Origin of the sequence: Acinetobacter sp. AS23, from assembly GCF_023612055.1 — a bacterium.
In the GTDB taxonomy this organism is placed as follows: Bacteria; Pseudomonadota; Gammaproteobacteria; order Pseudomonadales; family Moraxellaceae; genus Acinetobacter; species Acinetobacter oleivorans.
Window position 1 is genome coordinate 1313302 of the sequence record NZ_CP082274.1, and the last position, 20312, is coordinate 1333613.

General features: G+C 38.8%; 19 protein-coding genes. 14 read left to right on the forward strand and 5 right to left on the reverse strand.

What is annotated here, in order from left to right; all coding sequences use genetic code 11:
- Positions 1–34: 34 nt before the first annotated feature.
- On the reverse strand, positions 35–1633 hold the full coding sequence (locus K6I41_RS06135) for a bifunctional aspartate transaminase/aspartate 4-decarboxylase (protein ID WP_013197283.1): 1599 nt from the start codon (positions 1631–1633) through the stop codon (positions 35–37).
- A gap of 56 nt (positions 1634–1689) precedes the next feature.
- Positions 1690–3375 carry an aspartate-alanine antiporter gene (gene aspT / locus K6I41_RS06140; protein WP_250375402.1) on the reverse strand — a complete coding sequence of 562 codons (1686 nt, stop codon included), beginning with the start codon at positions 3373–3375 and terminating at the stop codon, positions 1690–1692.
- A gap of 1069 nt (positions 3376–4444) precedes the next feature.
- Here aspT and K6I41_RS06145 point away from each other — a divergent pair.
- Genes K6I41_RS06145 through K6I41_RS06160 form a run of 4 tightly spaced genes read left to right on the forward strand, consistent with a single transcriptional unit; the run spans position 4445 to position 8231 of the window.
- On the forward strand, positions 4445–5053 hold the full coding sequence (locus K6I41_RS06145; protein WP_151767877.1) for a paraquat-inducible protein A: 609 nt from the start codon (positions 4445–4447) through the stop codon (positions 5051–5053).
- On the forward strand, positions 5050–5859 hold the full coding sequence (locus K6I41_RS06150; protein ID WP_151827393.1) for a paraquat-inducible protein A: 810 nt from the start codon (positions 5050–5052) through the stop codon (positions 5857–5859). The genes K6I41_RS06145 and K6I41_RS06150 overlap by 4 nt, the downstream gene beginning before the upstream one ends.
- A 7-nt stretch (positions 5860–5866) precedes the next feature.
- Positions 5867–7534, forward strand: a complete 1668-nt coding sequence (locus K6I41_RS06155; protein ID WP_250375403.1) for a PqiB family protein — start codon at positions 5867–5869, stop codon at positions 7532–7534.
- Positions 7524–8231: a PqiC family protein gene (locus K6I41_RS06160; protein ID WP_250375404.1), complete on the forward strand. Its 708-nt coding sequence runs from the start codon at positions 7524–7526 to the stop codon at positions 8229–8231. The genes K6I41_RS06155 and K6I41_RS06160 overlap by 11 nt, the downstream gene beginning before the upstream one ends.
- 59 nt (positions 8232–8290) lie before the next feature.
- Here K6I41_RS06160 and uraH read toward each other — a convergent pair whose 3' ends face one another.
- Entirely contained in the window at positions 8291–8692 is a 402-nt protein-coding gene (gene uraH / locus K6I41_RS06165; RefSeq protein WP_250375405.1) for a hydroxyisourate hydrolase, read from the reverse strand.
- A gap of 11 nt (positions 8693–8703) precedes the next feature.
- On the reverse strand, positions 8704–9171 hold the full coding sequence (locus tag K6I41_RS06170; protein ID WP_250375759.1) for a GlcG/HbpS family heme-binding protein: 468 nt from the start codon (positions 9169–9171) through the stop codon (positions 8704–8706).
- A 125-nt stretch (positions 9172–9296) separates the two neighbouring features.
- On the opposite strand from K6I41_RS06170, the gene K6I41_RS06175 reads away from it, so the two are divergent.
- The 10 genes from K6I41_RS06175 to K6I41_RS06220 all read left to right on the forward strand — a co-directional run bounded on the left by K6I41_RS06175 (position 9297) and on the right by K6I41_RS06220 (position 19612).
- Positions 9297–9968: a heavy metal response regulator transcription factor gene (locus K6I41_RS06175; RefSeq protein ID WP_250375406.1), complete on the forward strand. Its 672-nt coding sequence runs from the start codon at positions 9297–9299 to the stop codon at positions 9966–9968.
- The gene (locus tag K6I41_RS06180) at positions 9965–11368 is read left to right on the forward strand and encodes a heavy metal sensor histidine kinase (RefSeq protein ID WP_250375407.1); all 1404 of its coding nucleotides are present in this window, start codon (positions 9965–9967) and stop codon (positions 11366–11368) included. Before K6I41_RS06175 ends, K6I41_RS06180 begins: the two co-directional genes overlap by 4 nt.
- A gap of 96 nt (positions 11369–11464) precedes the next feature.
- Positions 11465–12028 carry a lipocalin family protein gene (locus K6I41_RS06185; protein ID WP_250375408.1) on the forward strand — a complete coding sequence of 188 codons (564 nt, stop codon included), beginning with the start codon at positions 11465–11467 and terminating at the stop codon, positions 12026–12028.
- A 119-nt stretch (positions 12029–12147) separates the two neighbouring features.
- On the forward strand, positions 12148–13119 hold the full coding sequence (locus K6I41_RS06190; RefSeq protein ID WP_250375409.1) for an acyl-CoA desaturase: 972 nt from the start codon (positions 12148–12150) through the stop codon (positions 13117–13119).
- Entirely contained in the window at positions 13116–14378 is a 1263-nt protein-coding gene (locus tag K6I41_RS06195) for an NAD(P)/FAD-dependent oxidoreductase (RefSeq protein WP_250375410.1), read from the forward strand. Before K6I41_RS06190 ends, K6I41_RS06195 begins: the two co-directional genes overlap by 4 nt.
- A gap of 21 nt (positions 14379–14399) precedes the next feature.
- Positions 14400–15191 carry a DUF1365 domain-containing protein gene (locus tag K6I41_RS06200; protein ID WP_250375411.1) on the forward strand — a complete coding sequence of 264 codons (792 nt, stop codon included), beginning with the start codon at positions 14400–14402 and terminating at the stop codon, positions 15189–15191.
- Positions 15188–16387, forward strand: coding sequence for an SAM-dependent methyltransferase (locus K6I41_RS06205; protein WP_250375412.1), 1200 nt, complete (start codon positions 15188–15190; stop codon positions 16385–16387). Before K6I41_RS06200 ends, K6I41_RS06205 begins: the two co-directional genes overlap by 4 nt.
- 29 nt (positions 16388–16416) lie before the next feature.
- On the forward strand, positions 16417–17196 hold the full coding sequence (locus K6I41_RS06210) for a DUF1295 domain-containing protein (protein WP_250375413.1): 780 nt from the start codon (positions 16417–16419) through the stop codon (positions 17194–17196).
- Between the two features lie 8 nt (positions 17197–17204).
- Positions 17205–18254: an SAM-dependent methyltransferase gene (locus tag K6I41_RS06215; RefSeq protein ID WP_250375414.1), complete on the forward strand. Its 1050-nt coding sequence runs from the start codon at positions 17205–17207 to the stop codon at positions 18252–18254.
- 29 nt (positions 18255–18283) lie between these two features.
- A complete protein-coding gene (locus K6I41_RS06220) occupies positions 18284–19612 on the forward strand; it encodes a sensor histidine kinase (RefSeq protein ID WP_250375415.1) in 1329 nt (442 codons plus the stop codon).
- On the opposite strand, the gene K6I41_RS06225 is transcribed toward K6I41_RS06220, so the two are convergent.
- Positions 19609–20304 (reverse strand): response regulator transcription factor, encoded by a 696-nt coding sequence (locus K6I41_RS06225; protein WP_000526530.1) that lies wholly within the window; start codon positions 20302–20304, stop codon positions 19609–19611. The two genes, K6I41_RS06220 and K6I41_RS06225, sit on opposite strands and share 4 nt — an antisense overlap.
- Positions 20305–20312: the final 8 nt, after the last annotated feature.

Consider the following 20312-nt stretch of genomic DNA (forward strand, 5'->3'; position numbering starts at 1 on the left):
GTGAGGCTGTTAGAGCCTCACTTTATATAGGTACTTATTTTCCTTTTTTGGTTTTTAAATATTCTGCATAAGCTTCATCCGCAAAGCGTCTTAGAGAATCACCAATAGCTGCATATTGGTATTCATTCAAGTTAGCTAAAGATGCACGAGCAGAAGGATGCTGCACACCGAAGCCAGAACCCGGTAATAAAACCACACCTGTTTCATCAGCTACTCTAAATAAAAGTTCTGTCGGATTTTTATTTTTCATGACCCAGTCGGCAAACTCATCTCCATAGAGAGTACGTGAAGTGTTTTCAAGGTTAACCAAGGTGTAGTAGTCAACAGCATTTGGATCTGTTGGTACTTCAACACCAAGTTGTCGGTAAAGTGCTGCATCGCGTTCACGCACAACAGACTTGACCGCTTTTTTGTAACTCTGACGTGAGTCCATTAAATTAAACAAGGCAAATAAAACCATTTGAACTTGCTGTGGTGTAGATAGGCCCGCAGTGTGGTTTAAAGCAACATTACGGCTGTCTGCAACTAAACGGTCAATAAACTTAATGCTTGCAGGGTCGGTGGTTAAAGATGAGTAGCGCTCTTCAAGCTCTTTCTTTTCTTTCTTTGATAAGTTCGCAATTTGTTTATCAAGCACATTGTTATTTGAAAGTGCAATGACACCGAGTCGCCAACCAGTCGCACCGAAGTATTTAGAGAATGAGTAAACCAGAATTGTATTATCAGGACAGATTGCAAATAGCGATTTGAAGTTATCTGCAAACGTACCGTAAACGTCATCGGTCAAAATAATCAGATCAGGGCGTTTTTTAACGATATCTGCCAAAATCGCAAGCCCTTCATCACTCATTTTTACAGATGGGGGATTACTTGGGTTGACTAAAAAGAACGCTTTAATAGATGGATCTTCTAACTTTCTGAGTTCCGATTCTGGATATTGCCAACCGAGATTAGGATCTGCCTCAATGAGTACCTCTTCAAGCTGATAGTCATTAAGTTTTGGAATCTCAAGATATGGCGTGAAAATTGGGCTACCAATAGCAATACGGTCGCCATTTTTAATAATTTTATTTTCTTTTAATGAGTTAAAAATGTAGGCCATTGCTGCTGTTCCGCCTTCAACAGCGAACAAATCTAAGTCTCTTTTTTGCATGCCTTGTACGCCCATTTCCTTTAAGACGTACTCTTTAATAATCGTTTCACTCACTCTAAGCATTCTGTCTGGCACAGGGTAGTTACAGCCTAAAATCCCTTCAACCATTTCAAGTAAAAAAAGATCTGGGTCGAGACCTAACTGGTCACGTACATAAGACACGGCTTTACCTAAAAAGACCACACCAGGTTTGTCGCGGTTTTCCAAAATAAAATTATCAAAACGTGACTGGAGTCCAACAGGGCGCGGGAAACCACCTAGACCTTCTGGCATATATGAAAATGAAAATTCGGATTCGGTCGCTGAAAATAGACCGAGTTGAAAGAATGCTCTACGCGGAATAGTGGCAAGAAAGTTCGGATTACCACGCCCAGCATTTAACATCATTCGGTCAGTTCTGCTTTGAGCTAATTCTATTAAATTATCTTTAAGCTCAAATGGGCTGAGTTTTGCATATTTAGAATAATCGACTTTCCCCATGGGACGTCTCCTTAATTATAGTGAGATGAATAAAATTTCTAATTCAATGTACAAAGTTAGGCCAAGCCTACGATCAGTGGTCCGAGTAAGGTCAAGAACACATTTGCTAGGGCATAGGTAATTGCAAATGGAACGGTCGGAATTGAGTTTCCTGCTTTATCTAATATTGCCCCAAATGCAGGGTTTGCACTGCGTGAACCAGATAGCGCACCAGCCATCACTGCAACGTTGTTATAACGCAGAACATAACGAGCAAAGAGCATAGAAAGCAGCAGTGGAACCAGTGTTACGACAACCCCGATCATAAAGAGTGAAAGGCCACTTTCTTTAATGGTTTGAATGGCTTGTAAACCTGATTGTAAGCCGACGGCAGCAACGAATCCTGCCAGACCCAAATCTTTAAGAAGCTGAGAAGCCGCTAGAGGCATATTGCCATGCACCTGATTTCTGCTTCGAATCCAACCAAAAAGCAGTCCTGATAGTAAAGCTCCGCCACCCGCACCAAGCGTTAAGGGCACATCACCTAAACGAATCACAAACAGACCAATCACTAAACCGACTACAAGGCCTGCACCATGGAAAATCCAGTCTGTTTTTAAGCTTTCAGGTAAGGCTTTACCAGCTTCTTTCACTAAACGATCGAGGTCGCTTTTTGTACCGTATACGGTGACGACATCACCTTGGCGTAAAACAGTGTCGTCACTTAAAGGTTGTGGCTCATCGTTATGCTTAATCGCAAGTACATAAATACCGTGCTTTAAATACGCAGGCGTATTGGCCTTAATATCTCCTAAAGTACGGTTGAGGTATTTGGAATTTCTTAGGATGACATCGCTGGTATCCATAATCATTTCCATACCTTGCGATGACTGTAATTCGCTACCGATTTGCTCGGCAACTGAAACTACATTGGCACGGCGACCAACCAGTAAGACGACATCATCAGTTTGTAAGGTCAGTTCGGGAGCAACATCAATAAATTGATCTTTACGTTTCAACCGTTCAATCGTAATACTCGGCTCTTTTGCTTCAATTTCCGCAATAGTGTGTCCATTGGCTTGTTTAACTTTATAAATACGGCCAACAATTTCCGGCATTGCTAGTTCCTGACCCGGTGCAAGTTCAAAAGCACCTTTAAGTCGTTCACTTTGGGCTTTTAAAGCATCGTCGTGAATTTCTTTACCCATAAACTTAGGTAAGATATTCACACAGACAATAATTGCTCCCAATGAGCCGAAAATGTAAGTCACTGCATAGCCAATCGCGACATTAGCTTGAAGTCTTTGAATTTCTGCGAGTGGGAGATCGAGTCTAGAAATGGCATCTCCGGCAGTCCCAATAATGGCTGATTGAGTCATGCCACCCGCAGCGAGACCCGCAGCCAAGCCTTTATCGAGGTGAAAAATTTTAGCCATCACTAAAACAGTGACTAAACCACACACTGCCATGAATACTGCTAATAAAATTTCTTTTATGGACTGTGGACCCAGTGATTTAAAAAACTGAGGGCCACTTTCAAAACCTACTGCATAAATGAAGAGGGCAAACAAAATTGCTTTAACACCGTTATCGACAGGTACGCCAATAAGGCTTAAAACAACTGCGACGAGTAAGGAGCCTGCGACTCCGCCAAACTGAAATTTTCCAAACTGGAACTGTCCAATCCAGAAGCCGATTGCGAGTGATAAGAACAATAATATTTCGGGGCTGTGCTTTAAGACACTTTGTAACCATTCAATCATTTTGATCTCACTTTTATTATTAGATATATCTTTAATATATGAAATTATTTATTTTTCCTTTTTTAAAATACAGTATGAAAATTGCTTAAGCAAACCTTCAAATCTGGTGACTTTCTTAAGTTTAATTGTAGAAATAATATATTTAAAATGCTTGTGATCTAGATATATCGGTAATTCTGAGTGATTAAATCAACTTTTGTTTTTAACTTGGAGTAAAATTTAATTACAATAATATAAAGAATGTTTCATAATGTAAAAGAGCATATATACTAATTTTTGATTTAATTTTTTTATTAAGATATTGATATTTATTGGTAATTATTTTTTATTGTTGTTGGAGTTGTTAATTTATAAAAAATAATCTACTTAAAATTAAATTTTTGTTAATTGTGTCGCATAATTTGGTTTTAAGTGTTTTATGAGTATATTTAATTTAATCTTCATAATAATCTTTAAATTTTTAAATCTGCTTATATTTAAGTGAGTTTTTTTGGTATTTAATTTTTATATTTAAATAAATTTATCATATTAAAAAGAGAGCTTTATTGTAGTTTTAAATTTGAGAGCTAGTTTATCGATACTAACTTTTTTAATAAAAGATCTACTCGTTTGCATGACCAAAGTACCAATCTTCTGCGCTATTTTGCACAATCACAAACATGACATCCTGCTTAGGAATGCTAAATTTTTACAGGAACTGTTCTGTCATATGCTGCGTTAAATCTGATTCTTGTTGTGCCGTTTAGGGGGGCAAAAGTGATCTAGAGCAACATGAACTTTTCAATAGGGAAAGATGTTAAGCAATAGTTAGGGTTTACTCATTTGACGCTCAGATACTTGGGGCAAAAAGTGTATTATCTGAACTTAAGCTTATGACTTTATATAACTATTTTTATTTGATCACCGAATATGTACAGATTATTTAGCAGTTTCAACAATATATTGAACAGTACTTATGGTAATTTCCATTGTCTGATATAGCTTTTAGATTGATTTATATTTTAATTTATCTTAGTAATAAAAAGAGCTTTGTGTGACACAGTAAAACGATAAACCTTAGAGTATAACTATGAAGCTTAAAGAATTAGCAGGTTGTGAGGAGTGCGATACTGTCTATCGTAGAACCCCGCTTGCTTATGGAAAAAGAGCTTATTGCGTATGCTGCGGTGCTGAACTCTATCGGCACACCAAACCTTTTTCGACATTATTGGCTTTGATCTTAACGGCATTAATCGTATTTGTTATTGCCAATAGCTTTCCGATTGTAAAAATTGAATTACAGGGAAACACATCTGAAACCACCTTACTTGGAGCGGTTTGGGTGATGTTTCATTATGATCGGGCCTTTGTTGGTGTACTCATCTTAATCACTACCTTTATTGTGCCGCTTACCTATCTTTTATTACTTTCCTATGTACTGGGTACGGTAAGTGTATTAAAGAAAAGACCAACATTTTTGGTGATTGCCTTACGCACACTTTTTTTTATGAGAGTGTGGGGAATGGTTGAGGTGTTTTTAATCGGAATTTTGGTCACGCTTGTAAAGTTAATGGGAATGGTCTTGGTGATTCCTGAGATTGCGTTATGGGCGTTTGCGATCTTAAGTGTATTGTTGGTCTATATTACTTCCATAAAGGTGAGTGATATATGGAATGAAATTGATAGGTCACTGCCATGAAAACAATAAAAAATGTGACCCAAACCCAAAGCTCGCAGCAAGGGTCAGTGCTTAAGCAATATCCAAGAGCTAAAGATCTTTCATTAATTGTGTGTCACTGCTGTGGTGTTGTAAATTCTGCTCAAAATGAGAAAAGACGACTTAAGCAAAGTCCTCAAGTTTTACGTTGTATTCGATGTAATAGCGTGCTGCACTCACGTAAGCCAGCGAGTTTAAATCGAACTTTTGCTTTAGTGGTGGCTGCAACCATCCTCTATATTCCAGCCAATGTACTTCCCATGACGGTGACTGACTCACTTTTGGGAAGTCAGCAAGATACCATCATGAGTGGGGTTATTTACTTTTGGCAAAGTGGAGACTATCTGGTTTCAGTGGTCATTTTCATGGCCAGTATTTTTATTCCCATGTTGAAGCTACTGATTTTGTATTTTTTATTAGTGGCGGTATATCTTCAACAATCGGCAGGTTGGAAATTTTTACCCGAGCAATGCGTAAAATTATATCGAATTGTTGAGTTTATTGGCCGTTGGTCAATGATTGATGTATTTGTTGTGGCATTATTAACAGCACTCATTCAGATTCAATCGCTTGCTACCATTTTAGCAGGGCCAGGTTCGATAGCTTTTGGCGCGGTTGTAGTCTTAACCATGTTTGCATCGTTAAGTTTTGACCCACGTATTATTTGGGATAATTTCTACGTATCTCAAAATACAAATAAACCTTCTTCTTTTGCTTCAGAAAAACCAAAAATTATTCAGGCAGAACATCCGCCGTTGAATAATGATTCCATTAATCCCAGTCAATAAAAGAACAATGAGTATGTCTGAAAATGAAATAACCACTGGTAACTCAGATCATCGTGATCCGGATGTTGAACTGGATAACATGAATGATTTGCCAGAACCCCAAGAAAAGAAAAGTCGATGGAAGCCTTTATTAATATGGCTTATTCCATTAATTGCTCTTTTAATCGCGCTTTCATTGGCTATAAAGGCGTTACTGTCTCATGGCCCTACCATTGATGTGTCTTTTCGCACAGCTGAAGGGTTGGTTGCTGGTAAAACAACAGTTCGCTATAAGCAGGTCGATATTGGTGTAGTAAGGCAGATTGATCTTTCAGATGATCGTTCACATGTTATTGCCAGAATTGATTTACGTAAAGGCGCCAGTAACTTTGCAGCAAAAGATTCACGATTTTGGGTCGTGCGACCGCGTATTGGGACGAGTGGAGTTTCAGGAATAGACACCTTATTGTCAGGTTCATACATTGAAGTGGATGGCGGTAAATCAGAAGAGGATAAGTTTGAATTTACGGGATTAGAAGTGCCACCAGTCATATCTTCAGATGTTCCCGGAAAAGTATTTTTCTTAAATGCAGATGATTTGGGATCTTTAGATATAGGTTCTCCAATTTATTATCGTCGAATTAACGTAGGGCAAATTACAGCCTATAAATTATCTGATGATGGTAAATCTGTAGAGCTGCAAACTTTTATTCGTGCGCCGTATGACAAGTTTGTCACTACTGATGCACGTTTTTGGCAGGCGAGCGGGATTGATGTAACCTTAAATGCTTCAGGCTTTAATTTAGATACTCAATCTTTGGCAAGTATTGTCGCAGGTGGTATTGCATTTGGATTCCCTGAAAGTTCACATGCCACAATGGCAGCGAATCAGAGTCGCTTTAATCTTTGGGATTCAAAATCTGAAGCATTAAAAGAGCCTGACGGACAACCTCGTGGTGTGATTATGTATTTTGATCATTCATTGCGTGGGCTTTCTGTTGGAGCGCCAATTGATTTCATGGGTATTGAAATTGGTAATGTTAAATCAATTAATGCCGAGTTTTATGACCACTATAAACAGATTCGTATGCGTGTTGAGGCGGTTATCTATCCTTCACGTGTTGAAAATGGCCAAGCGCTTAATCCAAATAGTGAAATTTTCAAAGATTTTGTTGAACATGGCTGGCGTGCTCAAATGAGAACAGGCAATCTGCTCACGGGTCAAAACTACATTGCCCTAGATAAGTTCCCTAAAGCGAAACCAGCGACATTACAAATTTTGAGTGATGGCCGTGTGGTGATTCCGACTACACCAACCGAACTGAGTGGCTTACAAGCTCAAGTTTCTCAGATTGCTGATAAGTTAACGAAATTCCCATTAGTTGAGATTGGGCAAGATGTGCGTAAAACGCTCAACAATATGAACACCGCCATTGCCTCTACAGACAAACTGATTAAACAGTTAGATGGAAAAGTTGCCCCTGGTTTACAAGCAACCTTGGACGATGTTCGTAAAACTGTAAGATCGTCCGAGTCTATTTTGTCGAGCGATGCGCCGTTACAACAAGACGTACGTAAAGCATTGCAGCAAATGACACGTGCGGCAGCTTCACTACAGTTAATGGCAGATTATATTGAGCAACATCCCGAATCAATTATTCGTGGTAAGACACCAGAGGCCGATGATGAAAAATAAAAACACTCTATCTTTTCAACATCCTAAAGCAGCCAAATGGCTGCTTGGGAGCGGCCTGTTTTTAACGGCAGTTGCCATGACGGCATGTTCGAGTTCGCCAACGCCAAACTATTATACGATTTCCCCTAAAATTACTCCGGCAGTTAGCTCGAGTATTCGAGTCATTGAAGTTTTACCAGTTGGACTCCCTGACCGTTTAGACCGTGCGCCTTTGGTGCTGCAAGACAGTAGTGGCAAGTCTACGGTGTTAAACAATGAGCGCTGGACATCAACCATGAGTACGCAATTACGCGATACTTTGTCGGCGGGTTTGCAACAAAAATTAGGCGCAATTGACAGTTATAGCAGCGGCCTAGCTGGAAACAATCAGCCTTTATATCGAGTTTCTACAGACTTTTCTCATTTTGATATTGTAGATAAAAGCTATATTAATATTGCAGTGTCTTGGGTGGTGAAGCGTCAAATACCGCCTAGTCAATTAGAGTCAAATAATGCAAAAGTCATCACGAATGCAGGATCTCAGTTAAATTGTCGAATTGCTTTTCAGCAGCCGATTGATCAAAAAGCTAAAAAGATGGATGCGATTGTGAGTGCTTCAAGTGAGGCAATGACTCAAATAATTAATACGGTTTCTTCTTCAATTGTGGCGTTAGATTCAAATAAAAAATCGGTTATTAGCAATGGTGTTTGTTCGTAAAACGCATCGTTTTTAATCAACCCCTTTATTTGTGCACAACAGATAAAGGGGTTTTATTTTTAGTTGCCTCGATAGGTTGAGTAACCGTAAGGGCTGAGTAATAAAGGAATATGGTAGTGATTTACGCTTCCATCCACTTTAAAAATTACAGGAACCTCGGCAAAAAAAGTTTGTTGTTTGTTCTTTTTAAACCAGTCTTCAGTTTTAAAAGTAACTTTATAAACCCCTTGCTCTAATTTTTTATTTTCTGGATAGAGTGCAGTGATACGTCCATTTGAATTGGTCACTTGCTGATTGAGTTTAACCCACTGGTTATTGGTATTTTTTTCTAAAACCACTTCAACCTGAGAAGAGGGCAAACCCGTCTCTAGATTTAACACATGCACACTTAGCGGATTAGTTTGTGCAAATGTAGCTGAAGCAATAAATAACGAAGATAAAGCAATAAATGATTTAGGCATGTTGAAGCTCCTTATGAATGAAAAACGGTTTCAATGGCTTTGCTTGCGCATTGATTGTCATTTTGTGCGCCGCCAGCACCTGCAACTCCAATCGCTCCAATTACTTGGTTCTCAAAACGAACAGGCACGCCACCGCCTAACAAAAGTAAATTCGCTACGGTGGTTAAATTTTTTGCATCGGGGTTTTGGTTACTGTTTTGGCTTAAAACTAAGGTCGATGTTTTGGTAGATAAAGCGGTATAGGCTTTTTTCTCGGCAGCCATTAAATTATGCGGACCAACTAATTCATGCCGTTCGGCAGTTAAAGGATTACCGCCACGATCTACAACAACGACCGCAATGTTTTGATTTAATTTTTTGCATGCCTCTTTCGCACTGTCGGTCAACAGATGGGCAGTTTTTAGATCTAACGAATAAACTTGATTCAAAGCAGGGGGCTGTGCAAAAGTACTATTACCGAATAGCACGGCTGCTAACATCAGCCAGTTCAATTTTTTCATAATGATTGCCTCTATGTCGCTTTGAAAATCTTAAACAAATTGCTTAACTTCAAGCGTGACAATCACATTACAAAGTTGTCATCTTTCAAATGAGTCTCTACAAAATGCGTATCCTTATTATTGAAGACGAGATCAAGATCGCCACTTATTTGGTCAAAGGATTAAAAGAGTCTGGATATCAAGCGGAGTGTGTTTACTTCGGGCTTCAAGGTTTGGAAATGCTAAAGAGAGATCAATATGACTTACTTATTCTTGATGTGATGTTGCCGGACATAGACGGCTGGAGCGTATTACAAGTATTACGTCAGTTTTCAAAAATTCCGGTGATTTTCTTAACGGCAAAAGATCAGGTGATGGATAGAGTGAAAGGGTTAGAGCTGGGTGCAGATGATTACTTGGCTAAACCATTTTCCTATATTGAACTGTTGGCACGGATTAAAAGTCTGTTAAGAAGACAGCAATATTTGCAAGAAAATGAGCTGTCTGTTAGCGATTTAAAAGTGGATGTGGTCGCTCATAAAGTATGGCGTAATGGAAACTTAATTGAGCTGAGCAAAACCGAATTTAATTTGTTGCGTTACATGTTGCTCAACAAAGAACAAATCGTGACACGCAGACAAATTGGCTCCGAAGTTTGGAACATTAACTTTGACACCGATACCAACTTTATTGATGTCGCTGTACGCCGTTTACGAAGCAAAATTGATGAGGGATATGAATTAAAACTCATTCATACCATACGTGGTTTGGGCTATAAAATTTCGGTTAGCTTATGAACTTTACATTTCTACGTTCTCTTGAAGTCCGTATTACATTACTGGTCACGCTCTGTTCTGCCTTAATTTTATGTTCAGTCGGCTTTATGACCTATTTGGGTATTAACCAGATTTTATTAAAGCAACAAGATAAAGCTTTAGCAGACAGAATTAACCGTTTGGAAATTTTGCTGCAAGATAGCGAAAATGTAGAGCAAATCATTGCGCGTCCTAAGCTGTATCAAAACATGCTTGGCAACCAAGACAACTTGTTTCTGCTTATTCATAAAGATAAAACTTTAATTAATATCAATCCGCTTCACATTCAACTGCCTGAACTTGCACAGCGAGACAGTCTTCAATTTCAAGATTTAGTTAACAACTCATATCCAACACGCATTGCTTGGAAAACCATAAAAATTAATAACGAGCCTTATCTACTCATTGCAGGTAAACAGTGGTCGGAACGCATCAATATTCTTTTACCTTTTCAAGAAAGTCTCTTGATGTATGTGGTCGGCGGCGTGTTTGCAATCTTTGTGCTTTGTATTTTAGCGTGTCATTTAGGTTTACGATCGCTACAACAGCTTCGTAAGCAAACTCATTCTATTAACGTAAATCAGCTCCAGAAAAGATTAAACCTATCAAATTCACCATTAGAAGTTGAGCTACTTTCAAAAGATATAAATCACATGCTTGAGCGTATTGAAAAGGGCTATACACAGCTCAACCGTTTTTCTGAAGATATCGCTCATGAGTTCCGTACGCCTTTAAATAATTTGATTGGGCAAACCGAGATTGCTTTAACTGGCGAACGTTCGATTGAGCAATATGAAGATTTGCTGGTGTCTCATTTAGACGACTACCACAGATTAAAGCGCATGATTGATAGCATGCTTTTCTTGGCAAGAGCCGATCAGAAAATGGTTCTTGTAAACAAACAGGAAATAAACGTTCAAGACGTTATAGATGGCCTATGCCAGATTTTTGAATATCAAGCTGAAGAACAAGAGTGTCATTTTAGGTTTAACTTAGAAGCTCAAACCTTATTTGCAGATCCTGAGTTATTTCAAAGAGCTGTTTATAACCTTGTGTTAAATGCGCTGGTTCACGGTGGCAATAACCGAACTATTTATATCGCAACTAAAAATAAAATGATTAAACATAGGCAATGGGTGAGCCTGACTGTGGTAACGGGAGGTATTTCAATTGCTGAACATCAACTTGAGCATCTTTTTGAAAGATTCTACCAATGCCACTCAAGCCGAAGTGATGAGAATCAGACAGGTGGATTAGGTTTATCGATTGTTGCTTCAATTATGGATCTACACCATGGCCTTTATCGAGTTTATAACACGGTCGAGGGTGTGTGCTTTGAGCTTGATTTTCTGGTTGCAGATGCTGCAAAGAAATACAATTAAATCCTTATTAATGTTCCTTAATTTTTAAAATTCACACTTTGTTCACAGCCCTCTGACGTATGTTTAATCATATGAAATAAACAGAAGAGGGTAGTCATGAAATTATTATTTAAGTCACTGGTCATGAGCAGCAGCCTTGTAGCGGTTAGCTTAATGCTTCCTTTGAGCACTTTTGCCGATACCAATACTAAACCTGTTGCTGTTGATTCTATCGATATTAATAAATACGCGGGTAAGTGGTATGAAATTGCGCATTTACCTATGTTTTTTCAGCGTAATTGTGTAGCTAATACAACTGCAAACTATTCTATTAACGCAGACAAAACTGTTGGTGTTCTAAATAGTTGTACGAATAAAAGTGGAGAAACCATCTCATCTGAAGGTGTTGCTTACTCGCAAAATGAAGGCAACAGTAAATTGAAGGTGAGCTTTTTACCTTCTGGTCTTAGATGGATTCCTTTTACAAAAGGCGATTATTGGGTTTTAAGAGTTGACCCAAATTATCAGGTCGCTTTAGTGGGTGGCCCAAGCCAGAAATATTTATGGATTCTTTCTCGTAGCCCTCAACTTGATGAGGCGACATATCAATCTTATCTGCAAACCGCAAAAAGCTATGGCTACGACGTTTCTAAACTCGTTAAGACAACACAGTCTAAATAGTGAAATGCTGGTTGCGTAGATTCTTATATTTATCTCGTAACCGAGTGAACTTCACATAAAATTCATTGCGCATTTTCTAAATTAGAACCAAAAGAAATGCTTTAGATCAGGAAGAATCAATGTCTAAATTTTTTCTGCGCTGGATCGATAGCTGGTCAGATTCAGAAAATGCGCAAGTGGGTGCTTCTAGCGAATATGTCATTGAAAAGAACATTCAATGGTTAAGAATTATTCCTTTTATTTTATTACATATCGCTTGTTTAGCAGCGTTTTGGGTGGGCGTATCTTGGTTCGCTATGTTCTTCATGCTGGGGTTTTATTTTCTTCGCATGTTTGCAATTACTGCTTTTTTCCACCGCTATCTTTCGCATAAAACTTTTCAGACATCACGTATTGTTCAATTCATTTTTATACTGATCGGGACCATGAGTGCGCAGCGCGGACCTTTATGGTGGGCAGCACATCACCGTTATCACCATCATTTTACCGACACCGATCAGGACCCGCATTCAGCGAAAGCAGGCTTTTGGTATTCCCATGTAGGCTGGTTTTTAAATGAGCAGAATTTTGCTACTCGAAAAAAAGTCATTAAAGACTGGTTGAAATATCCTGAGCTGATTTGGCTGGACCGATTTAATTTACCTATTGTGATTTTGACGGCTTTAGCAATTTATGGTTTCGGTTCATGGCTTGCACAACATTTTCCTGAGTTAGGTACGAATGGCTTACAGCTTTTGGTGTGGGGTTTTGTGATTTCCACAGTTCTATTAACGCATGCAACCTTGTGTATTAATTCACTCGCTCATCGTTATGGCTCACGTGAGTTTAATACCCCAGATGATAGTCGTAATAACTTCCTACTTTCTTTAATTACCTTGGGTGAGGGATGGCACAACAACCATCACTTTTACGCTGGCAGTGTGCGTCAAGGTTTTTATTGGTGGCAGATTGATATCACCTTTTATGTACTCAAAATGATGTCTTTATTTGGTTTGGTGTGGGGGCTTAAGCCCGTACCAGACAAGGTTTATCAATATAAAAAGATTAAAGACTTATCGATAGAGAAAATTGAAAACGGTGAAGTGTTATGAAAATTGCCATTATTGGTTCAGGTATATCTGGACTTTACGCAGCTTGGAGATTGTCAAAACAACATCAGGTCACTGTGTATGAAAAAAATAACTATTTTGGCGGTCATACTGACACTCACGAGCTAGAGATAGAAGGCACTAAAGTCGCGGTAGATAGTGGTTTTATTGTGTTTAATGACTACAACTATCCGTTATTTACCGACATGCTAAAAAAATTAGGTGTAGAAACTCAAAGTAGCGATATGAGTTTTTCGGTGAATAATCTGGTCAGTGGACTTCAATACAATCCTTCAAAAAAATGGTCGCTCTTTACCCGTCCGCAGAACTTTTTAAACCGAAAATTTCTGCAAATGCTCTCAGATTTGCTACGTTTTTATGATGACAATAAAGATATAGATGTTACAGATATTGATCCAAATTTATCGATTGAAGAGTATTTAGACCTCCATAAATATAGTCATGAGTTCCGTTATGAACATCTTTATCCGATGTGCGGAGCCTTATGGTCAGCTCCCGTTGAGCAGGTAGGCCAAATTCCATATCGATTTGTGGTGAGCTTTTTTCAACATCACCGCATGTTACAGCTAAAAGAGCGGCCACAATGGCAAACGGTTAAACACGGTTCAGCAAGTTACATTCGTGCCATTCAAAAGCATTGCCCATCCATTGAGTGGAAGTTTGCAGAAGTAAAAGCTGTGAGCCGTTCACCAGAAACTGTGTTGATCGAAACTGTTGAAGGACAAACCCAATACGACTGGGTGATTTTTGCAAGCCACGCTGACGATAGCCTAAATTTAATTAAAGATGCGTCAGTGCTTGAACAGGAAATATTAAGTCAATTTGGTTATCAAGATAATCGAATGGTGGTTCACCGTGATCTATTAATTATGCCTAAAAGCCGTTTGCAGTGGGCAAGCTGGCATGTACATGTAACACCAAAATCTCAAGTTCAAAACGAATTATCCGACATACATTATGGTTTTACCTACTGGATGAATAATTTGCAGAATTTATCCTGTGCTACTCAGATTTTTTCTACGTTAAATCCGAATATGAAAATTAAAGCCGAAGACATCTTGGTTGAGCGTAAATATCGTCATCCTGTGTTTGATGCAAAAGCGATTCAAGCTCAATCTCGTTGGCACGAAATTAATGGACAAAATCGGACTTCGTTTTGTGGAGCGTATTGGGGCTGGGGGTTTCATGAAGATGGTGCCCGCAGTGCAGCACGTGTTGTAGAGCAACTCTTAGCGTTATAAAAATAGGTAAGGAGCTTTCAAATGTTATTAAATAAACTTGCTATTGCTCCTGCACTTATTCGTCACAGACGCTATAGCCCGAAACCGCATGAGTTTACATCGACCCTAAATTATTTATGGTTCGATCCAGATCAATTAGATGATATTACAAAAGATTGTTCACTTTGGTCGACCGATCATTGGAATGTACTAACACTATCTGAAAAAGATTTTTTAAATATGTATCGCGGTTCTATAAAGGATCGAGTCGAGAAAGCGATACTGCAAAATAACAACTCACATCTTCGGCCAGATTGGCAAATCAGAGTCTTGGCTTTACCTCGTTGTTTAGGTTTTAGGTTTAACTCGGTCGTATTTTATTTTGTTTTAAATAAAACTGGAAAACCCGTATTTATTGTCAGTGAAATTACCAATACCCCGTGGAATGAACGAAAAGTTTATATACACGACTGCTCAAAACAACAAAGAAATATGGGTGATTATCAGAGTTTTGATTTTCATTTTGAAAAATCATTTCATGTTTCGCCGTTCATGCCTATGCAGTTGACTTATCACTGGCGGTTTAGTTTTTCAGATCAGCAAAATGTCATTCACATGCAGCTCTTTGAAGAACAAAAACAACTCTTTGATGCCACTATGCGCTTTGAACTTGTGCCCATCACATTTCCTTCACAGCAATATCGATATGCTCTTATGAACAGCCTAGCGCCTTTTAAAATGTTGTTTTCAATATATTTACAGGCATTTAAGTTGTGGCGAAAAAAAGTTCCATTTTATCGCCATCCTAAAAAGATCAAGGTAGATAAGACATGATAAAAACATTTCTTTATGGTGAAGATGAGTCACTACCATTGTTACTCAAGAGTCTTCTTAAGCTACGTCATGGACAGATTACTTTTCAGGGCGCGTGGAGTGGTACGGTTGGCGAGGTTTCAGACTTACATGCTGTGATTGAAGTTCGCAATCCTTTGTTGATGGATCTGATTTTAAAAAATGGAGTTTTAGGGGCAGCGGAGGGTTATATCCGTGGTGACTGGAGCAGCGAGCAACTTGTAGAGTTGGTGCAGATTTTGGCACGTAATCGAGATGTATTGGACCAGTTCAACCAGAATGTTATTGCACAAGCAAGCCAGCTTTTTCTTAAAGCTTGGTATAAAAATAGAAAGAATTCTTTAAGCGGTAGCCGTAAAAATATTGCCGAGCATTACGACTTAAGCAATGACTTTTTTAAATTATTTCTAGATCCTTCTTTAATGTATTCGAGTGCATTTTTTGAAAATGAAAATATGACACTCGAAGACGCATCTGATTTAAAAAAAGAGCTGATCTGTAAAAAGTTAGATTTAAAACCATTGGATCATTTGGTTGAAATCGGAACCGGTTGGGGCGGTTTTGCTATTTATGCAGCTCAACATTACGGCTGTAGAGTGACCACCATTACCATTTCACAAGCTCAATACGATGAAGCGATTACTCGTGTAAATGATGCAGGCTTAGCTCATCGAATTGATGTGCAATTAAAAGATTACCGCTTACTCGAAGGAAAGTTCGATAAGCTGGTTTCAATTGAAATGGTTGAGGCCGTTGGTGCGCAATATTTATCAACATACTTTGATCAGTGTAAAGCACTATTAAAACCCAAAGGTCTAGCCTTTATTCAAGCCATAACCATTGAAGATTTTCGATATAAAAAAGCATTAAATACAGTTGATTATATTAAGCGCTATATTTTCCCTGGTAGTTTTATCCCTAGCATAAGTGTATTGACTCAAACCGCCTCTGAGAGTGGTTTAAGGCTAAAACAGTTAAATGACATTGGTTTAAGTTATGCACAAACAATTCATCACTGGCGAGCACGGTTTTTAACCGCACGAGAAGAAGTATTGGCTCTGGGTTTCGATGAAAACTTCATTCGCATGTGGGATTTCTATTTATGTTATTGCGAGGGTGGTTTTAAAGAAGGCGTGATAAGCAATGTTCACTTGTTGTTTGAGAGTGCTAGTTACTAACTCAAACAGCTCAAGTAAGGAGACTGCTGATGTTTTTGAATTTACTAATTCTAGATTTAATGATCATGTTGCTGAGCTGGTTACTTGCCACTCTAAATGGCCGAGCTGGAATTGTAGATGCTGCATGGAGTTTCTGTCTGGCAGTCAACATTATTGTGTCTTCTTTACTCATTTCAGTTGCTCCTGTTGAAGTGCGTTTGTTTATCGGTATTTTTAGCGGCTTATGGTTTCTAAGATTATTTTGGCATCTGTTAAGACGTTATCAATCCGAACAAAAAGAAGATGGCCGTTACGCGAGCATGCGTCAAGCCATGGGAAAGTTTCAGCATTTTGGCTTCTTTTTATTTTTTATCTTTCAAACACTTTTAGTGCTTTTGTTCTTCTTACCAATGTGGACGCTACTCAATGCAGAAGCAACTGAATGGAGTAGTGGATATAAAGTCACTTTAGTGATTGCGGCTGTCATCATGGCGATTGCCTTTATTGGAGAGCAGCTCGCTGATCAGCAACTATACCGATTTAAATTAAATCCAGATCATCATGGCAAAACCATGGATCAGGGTTTATGGCGTTATTCACGTCACCCCAATTATTTTTTTGAATGGTTACATTGGTTTGCCTATCCAATCATTGGTTTAGCGGCAGGCCAATATTTATTGTGGATTTATCCGTTACTGATGTGGCTGTTTTTATATTACGTCACGGGTATTCCATTTAGTGAAAAACAAGCAATTAAAAGTCGCGGTCAAAATTATCGTGATTATCAGCAAAAAACATCAATGTTTATTCCGCGAAAACCCAAAAAATAGGTGCGCATATGGATTTTATTGTTCATCAGTCTTTGAGAATTGTTGAAAGTGGTGTGCTTCCAGATCATGCAATTCGAGCTGCAATCCGTGCTTTAAGCAAAAAACGCTTAATTCAAGAAGGCCGTTATGACCCTGAACAAGGGGCACAGCGATATATGGATGTGCTTAATATGCTAAAACGGAGTGAAATCGCCGTTGAAACGGACAAGGCAAATGAGCAGCACTATGAATTACCCACTGAGTTTTTTCAGGCGGTGCTTGGAAAAAGACTCAAATATAGTGCGTGTTATTTCCCGACTAAAACCACAACTTTAGATCAGGCAGAGGAGCTTGCACTTCAGCTTTATTGTGAAAGAGCACAACTTAAAAATGGTCAACACATTTTAGAGTTAGGCTGTGGTTGGGGTTCTTTAACTTTGTGGATGGCAGAAAACTATCCGCGCTCACAGATTACGGCTGTTTCAAATTCTGCAACTCAGAAAAAGCATATTCTTCGGCAAGCAGAGTTGAGAGGTTTAACAAATGTTGAAGTGTTCACCTGTGATGTAAATGTACTTGAATTAGACCAAGCGCAGTTTGATCGTGTTGTGTCGGTTGAAATGTTTGAACATGTTCGTAATTACCAGCGTCTATTTGAGAAAATTCAGGGATGGTTAAAAGCAGACGGCTTACTTTGGTGTCATATTTTTTGCCATCGCTTTTTACATTATCCTTTTGAAGTGAAATCAGATTATGATTGGATGTCCAAGTATTTCTTTACTGGCGGTTTAATGCCGTCGACTTCCACTTTTTTGCATTTTCAAGAGCATTTAGAGTTGGCTCAACAGTGGCAATGGTCGGGTGAGCACTATATGAGAACAGCAAACGCTTGGCTTGAGAATATGGACAACCAAGAAGTCGAACTGAAACCACTGTTTAAAAAAATCTATGGAAAAGATGCCAATATTTGGTGGCAACGCTGGCGTATTTTCTTCATGGCTTGTGCTGAGCTATTCGGTTTTGAGCAAGGACAAGAATGGGTCATTGGTCACTTTTTATTTAAAAAGAGAGCATTGTAATTTCTACAGCCTATCCCGGCGATAAAGATATGATAAGAACTCGAAACGATGGCAAAGCGAGTCATCCATTAGCCCAAATGTTCAATCGATATTACTGGTTGCAGATTGGTCTGATTGCATTATCGATCGTGGTCGGGTTGGCTTGTAGTGCTTGGGTGATTAAGGGCTCTTTACTTAAAACCGCTTTAGAACAGGAAATGGAGCATTACTGGTTACGCATAGAACGTAATCCAAATGCTGATCTACCAGATACCAAAAATTTATATGGATATCGGTGGAATACAGAGGTCGCACCTCAACCTTTTAAAGACATGCGTTTAGAAAGTGGTGTGCATCGAGTATTTGTTGATGGTAAAGAACGGATGACGGTCTATGGTGAGCATAACGGTCAGCATGTTCTATTGGTATTTGGCGAAAGTAATGTCAATAAGCTGATCTGGTTATTTGGACTTGCTCCACTCATGTTCAGTTTATCTGTTCTATATAGCTTTTTATGGTGGTCAAACCGAAGAGCAAGACGCTATTTTTCCCCAATTACGCGTTTAGCAAATGCTTTAGAAAATATTGATTGGGCACATCAAGACACTCAAGCTTCTCCTTTTAAAGATATTAATACTAATGGCAATATGGAAGCAGAATATCTCAAACAAGCCTTGGAAAAATATCATCAGGTTTTAAGTGATTTTATTCGACGCGAAAGGGAGTTTACTGGAGATGTAAGTCATGAGTTACGCACTCCGCTCACAATCTTAAAGGGTAATGTGCAACTTTGTCAGGCGAAATATGGAGAGGATAAAGCCCTAGTTCGACTTCATAATACAATTGAAGATATGCAGTTATTAGTCGACACCTTGCTGGCAATCGCACGTAATACAGTAAAAAGCTTACCGTCTGAGAAGAATTTTTTATCTAGAATTGTGAAGGATTTAGTCGAAAGTTTAGATGCGGTCAGCGAGAGTAAGGGCATACATATTCATATTCAACCCGATCTTTCTGAACAGCCGCGTTGGTTATATCCCTCTATGACACAAATGGTGTTAAGCAATATTTTACGTAATGCGCTTAACTATTCTCAAGGTTCACAAATCGACATTATTCAACAAAAAAACAGCCTGATTATTGCAGATAACGGAATTGGAATTTCTTTACCTAACGATGTAAAGGTGCAAGAGCTCAGCGACACACAACTTTCCTTAAAGGCTAAAGGCCATGGAATTGGTTTGCAATTGGTACAAAAGCTTTGCAAACAATTAGGATGGCGAGTTGAGTTGTTTGATCGACAATATTATTTAACCACTCATCCTGAACTAGAGTTGGAGCCAACCACAGGCTTAATTGTTGTGGTCTATTTAAGTTAAGTCGCGGAATCTTCCAAAGCAATTTTTAAACCGACACCTGCTACTGTATGTAATAGCTTTGGGTCAAAAGGCTTATCAACCATTTTTCTTAGGTTATAGATATGACTGCGTAACGCATCGCTTTCAGGTTCTTCGTCGCCCCATAATTCCATCATCAGCTCTTGCTTGGTCACCACTTTTGGAGACTGACGCATCAAAATTTTTAATAGTTTAAATTGAATAGGGGGTAACTCGATATTATTTCCGGCACGAACCACGGTTTGAGTTGCGCTATCAAGAATTAAGTCGTGAATTTGAATTTTATGATGGGTGACTTCACCAGCTGCTCTTTTTATTAATGCACGAATCCGCATCACTAGCTCATTAAAATCAAAAGGTTTTACCAAATAATCATCTGTGCCAGCAGTAAAACCTTTAAGTTTGTCATCTAAAGTATCTCTTGCTGTCAGCATAAGAACGGGAATATCAACGCCTTGTTCGGTGCGTAGCCAGTTGCATAGGTCATAACCCGAGCCATCGGGCAGATTTATGTCGAGCAGTAAAAGGTGATAATGCTGAGATTTAAGAAAAGTCCGTGCAGCATCTAAATTACGCGCATGATCGACAACATAACCATGTACTTCAAGAAATTCGCAGACCGTTGCTGCAAGTTCGAAATGGTCCTCAACCATGAGGATAAAGTGATTACCCATGAGATTTT

Bases quoted from the DNA above. Each gene is read 5' to 3' on its own strand.
- K6I41_RS06225 (WP_000526530.1), bottom strand. From the start codon at position 20,304: ATGGGTAATCACTTTATCCTCATGGTTGAGGACCATTTCGAACTTGCA.
- K6I41_RS06145 (WP_151767877.1), top strand. From the start codon at position 4,445: ATGAAGCTTAAAGAATTAGCAGGTTGTGAGGAGTGCGATACTGTCTAT.
- K6I41_RS06180 (WP_250375407.1), top strand. From the start codon at position 9,965: ATGAACTTTACATTTCTACGTTCTCTTGAAGTCCGTATTACATTACTG.
- K6I41_RS06190 (WP_250375409.1), top strand. From the start codon at position 12,148: ATGTCTAAATTTTTTCTGCGCTGGATCGATAGCTGGTCAGATTCAGAA.
- K6I41_RS06195 (WP_250375410.1), top strand. From the start codon at position 13,116: ATGAAAATTGCCATTATTGGTTCAGGTATATCTGGACTTTACGCAGCT.
- K6I41_RS06160 (WP_250375404.1), top strand. From the start codon at position 7,524: ATGAAAAATAAAAACACTCTATCTTTTCAACATCCTAAAGCAGCCAAA.
- K6I41_RS06170 (WP_250375759.1), bottom strand. From the start codon at position 9,171: ATGTTAGCAGCCGTGCTATTCGGTAATAGTACTTTTGCACAGCCCCCT.
- K6I41_RS06220 (WP_250375415.1), top strand. From the start codon at position 18,284: ATGATAAGAACTCGAAACGATGGCAAAGCGAGTCATCCATTAGCCCAA.
- K6I41_RS06200 (WP_250375411.1), top strand. From the start codon at position 14,400: ATGTTATTAAATAAACTTGCTATTGCTCCTGCACTTATTCGTCACAGA.
- K6I41_RS06210 (WP_250375413.1), top strand. From the start codon at position 16,417: ATGTTTTTGAATTTACTAATTCTAGATTTAATGATCATGTTGCTGAGC.
- K6I41_RS06175 (WP_250375406.1), top strand. From the start codon at position 9,297: ATGCGTATCCTTATTATTGAAGACGAGATCAAGATCGCCACTTATTTG.
- K6I41_RS06155 (WP_250375403.1), top strand. From the start codon at position 5,867: ATGAGTATGTCTGAAAATGAAATAACCACTGGTAACTCAGATCATCGT.
- aspT (WP_250375402.1), bottom strand. From the start codon at position 3,375: ATGATTGAATGGTTACAAAGTGTCTTAAAGCACAGCCCCGAAATATTA.
- K6I41_RS06135 (WP_013197283.1), bottom strand. From the start codon at position 1,633: ATGGGGAAAGTCGATTATTCTAAATATGCAAAACTCAGCCCATTTGAG.
- K6I41_RS06150 (WP_151827393.1), top strand. From the start codon at position 5,050: ATGAAAACAATAAAAAATGTGACCCAAACCCAAAGCTCGCAGCAAGGG.
- K6I41_RS06205 (WP_250375412.1), top strand. From the start codon at position 15,188: ATGATAAAAACATTTCTTTATGGTGAAGATGAGTCACTACCATTGTTA.
- K6I41_RS06185 (WP_250375408.1), top strand. From the start codon at position 11,465: ATGAAATTATTATTTAAGTCACTGGTCATGAGCAGCAGCCTTGTAGCG.
- K6I41_RS06215 (WP_250375414.1), top strand. From the start codon at position 17,205: ATGGATTTTATTGTTCATCAGTCTTTGAGAATTGTTGAAAGTGGTGTG.
- uraH (WP_250375405.1), bottom strand. From the start codon at position 8,692: ATGCCTAAATCATTTATTGCTTTATCTTCGTTATTTATTGCTTCAGCT.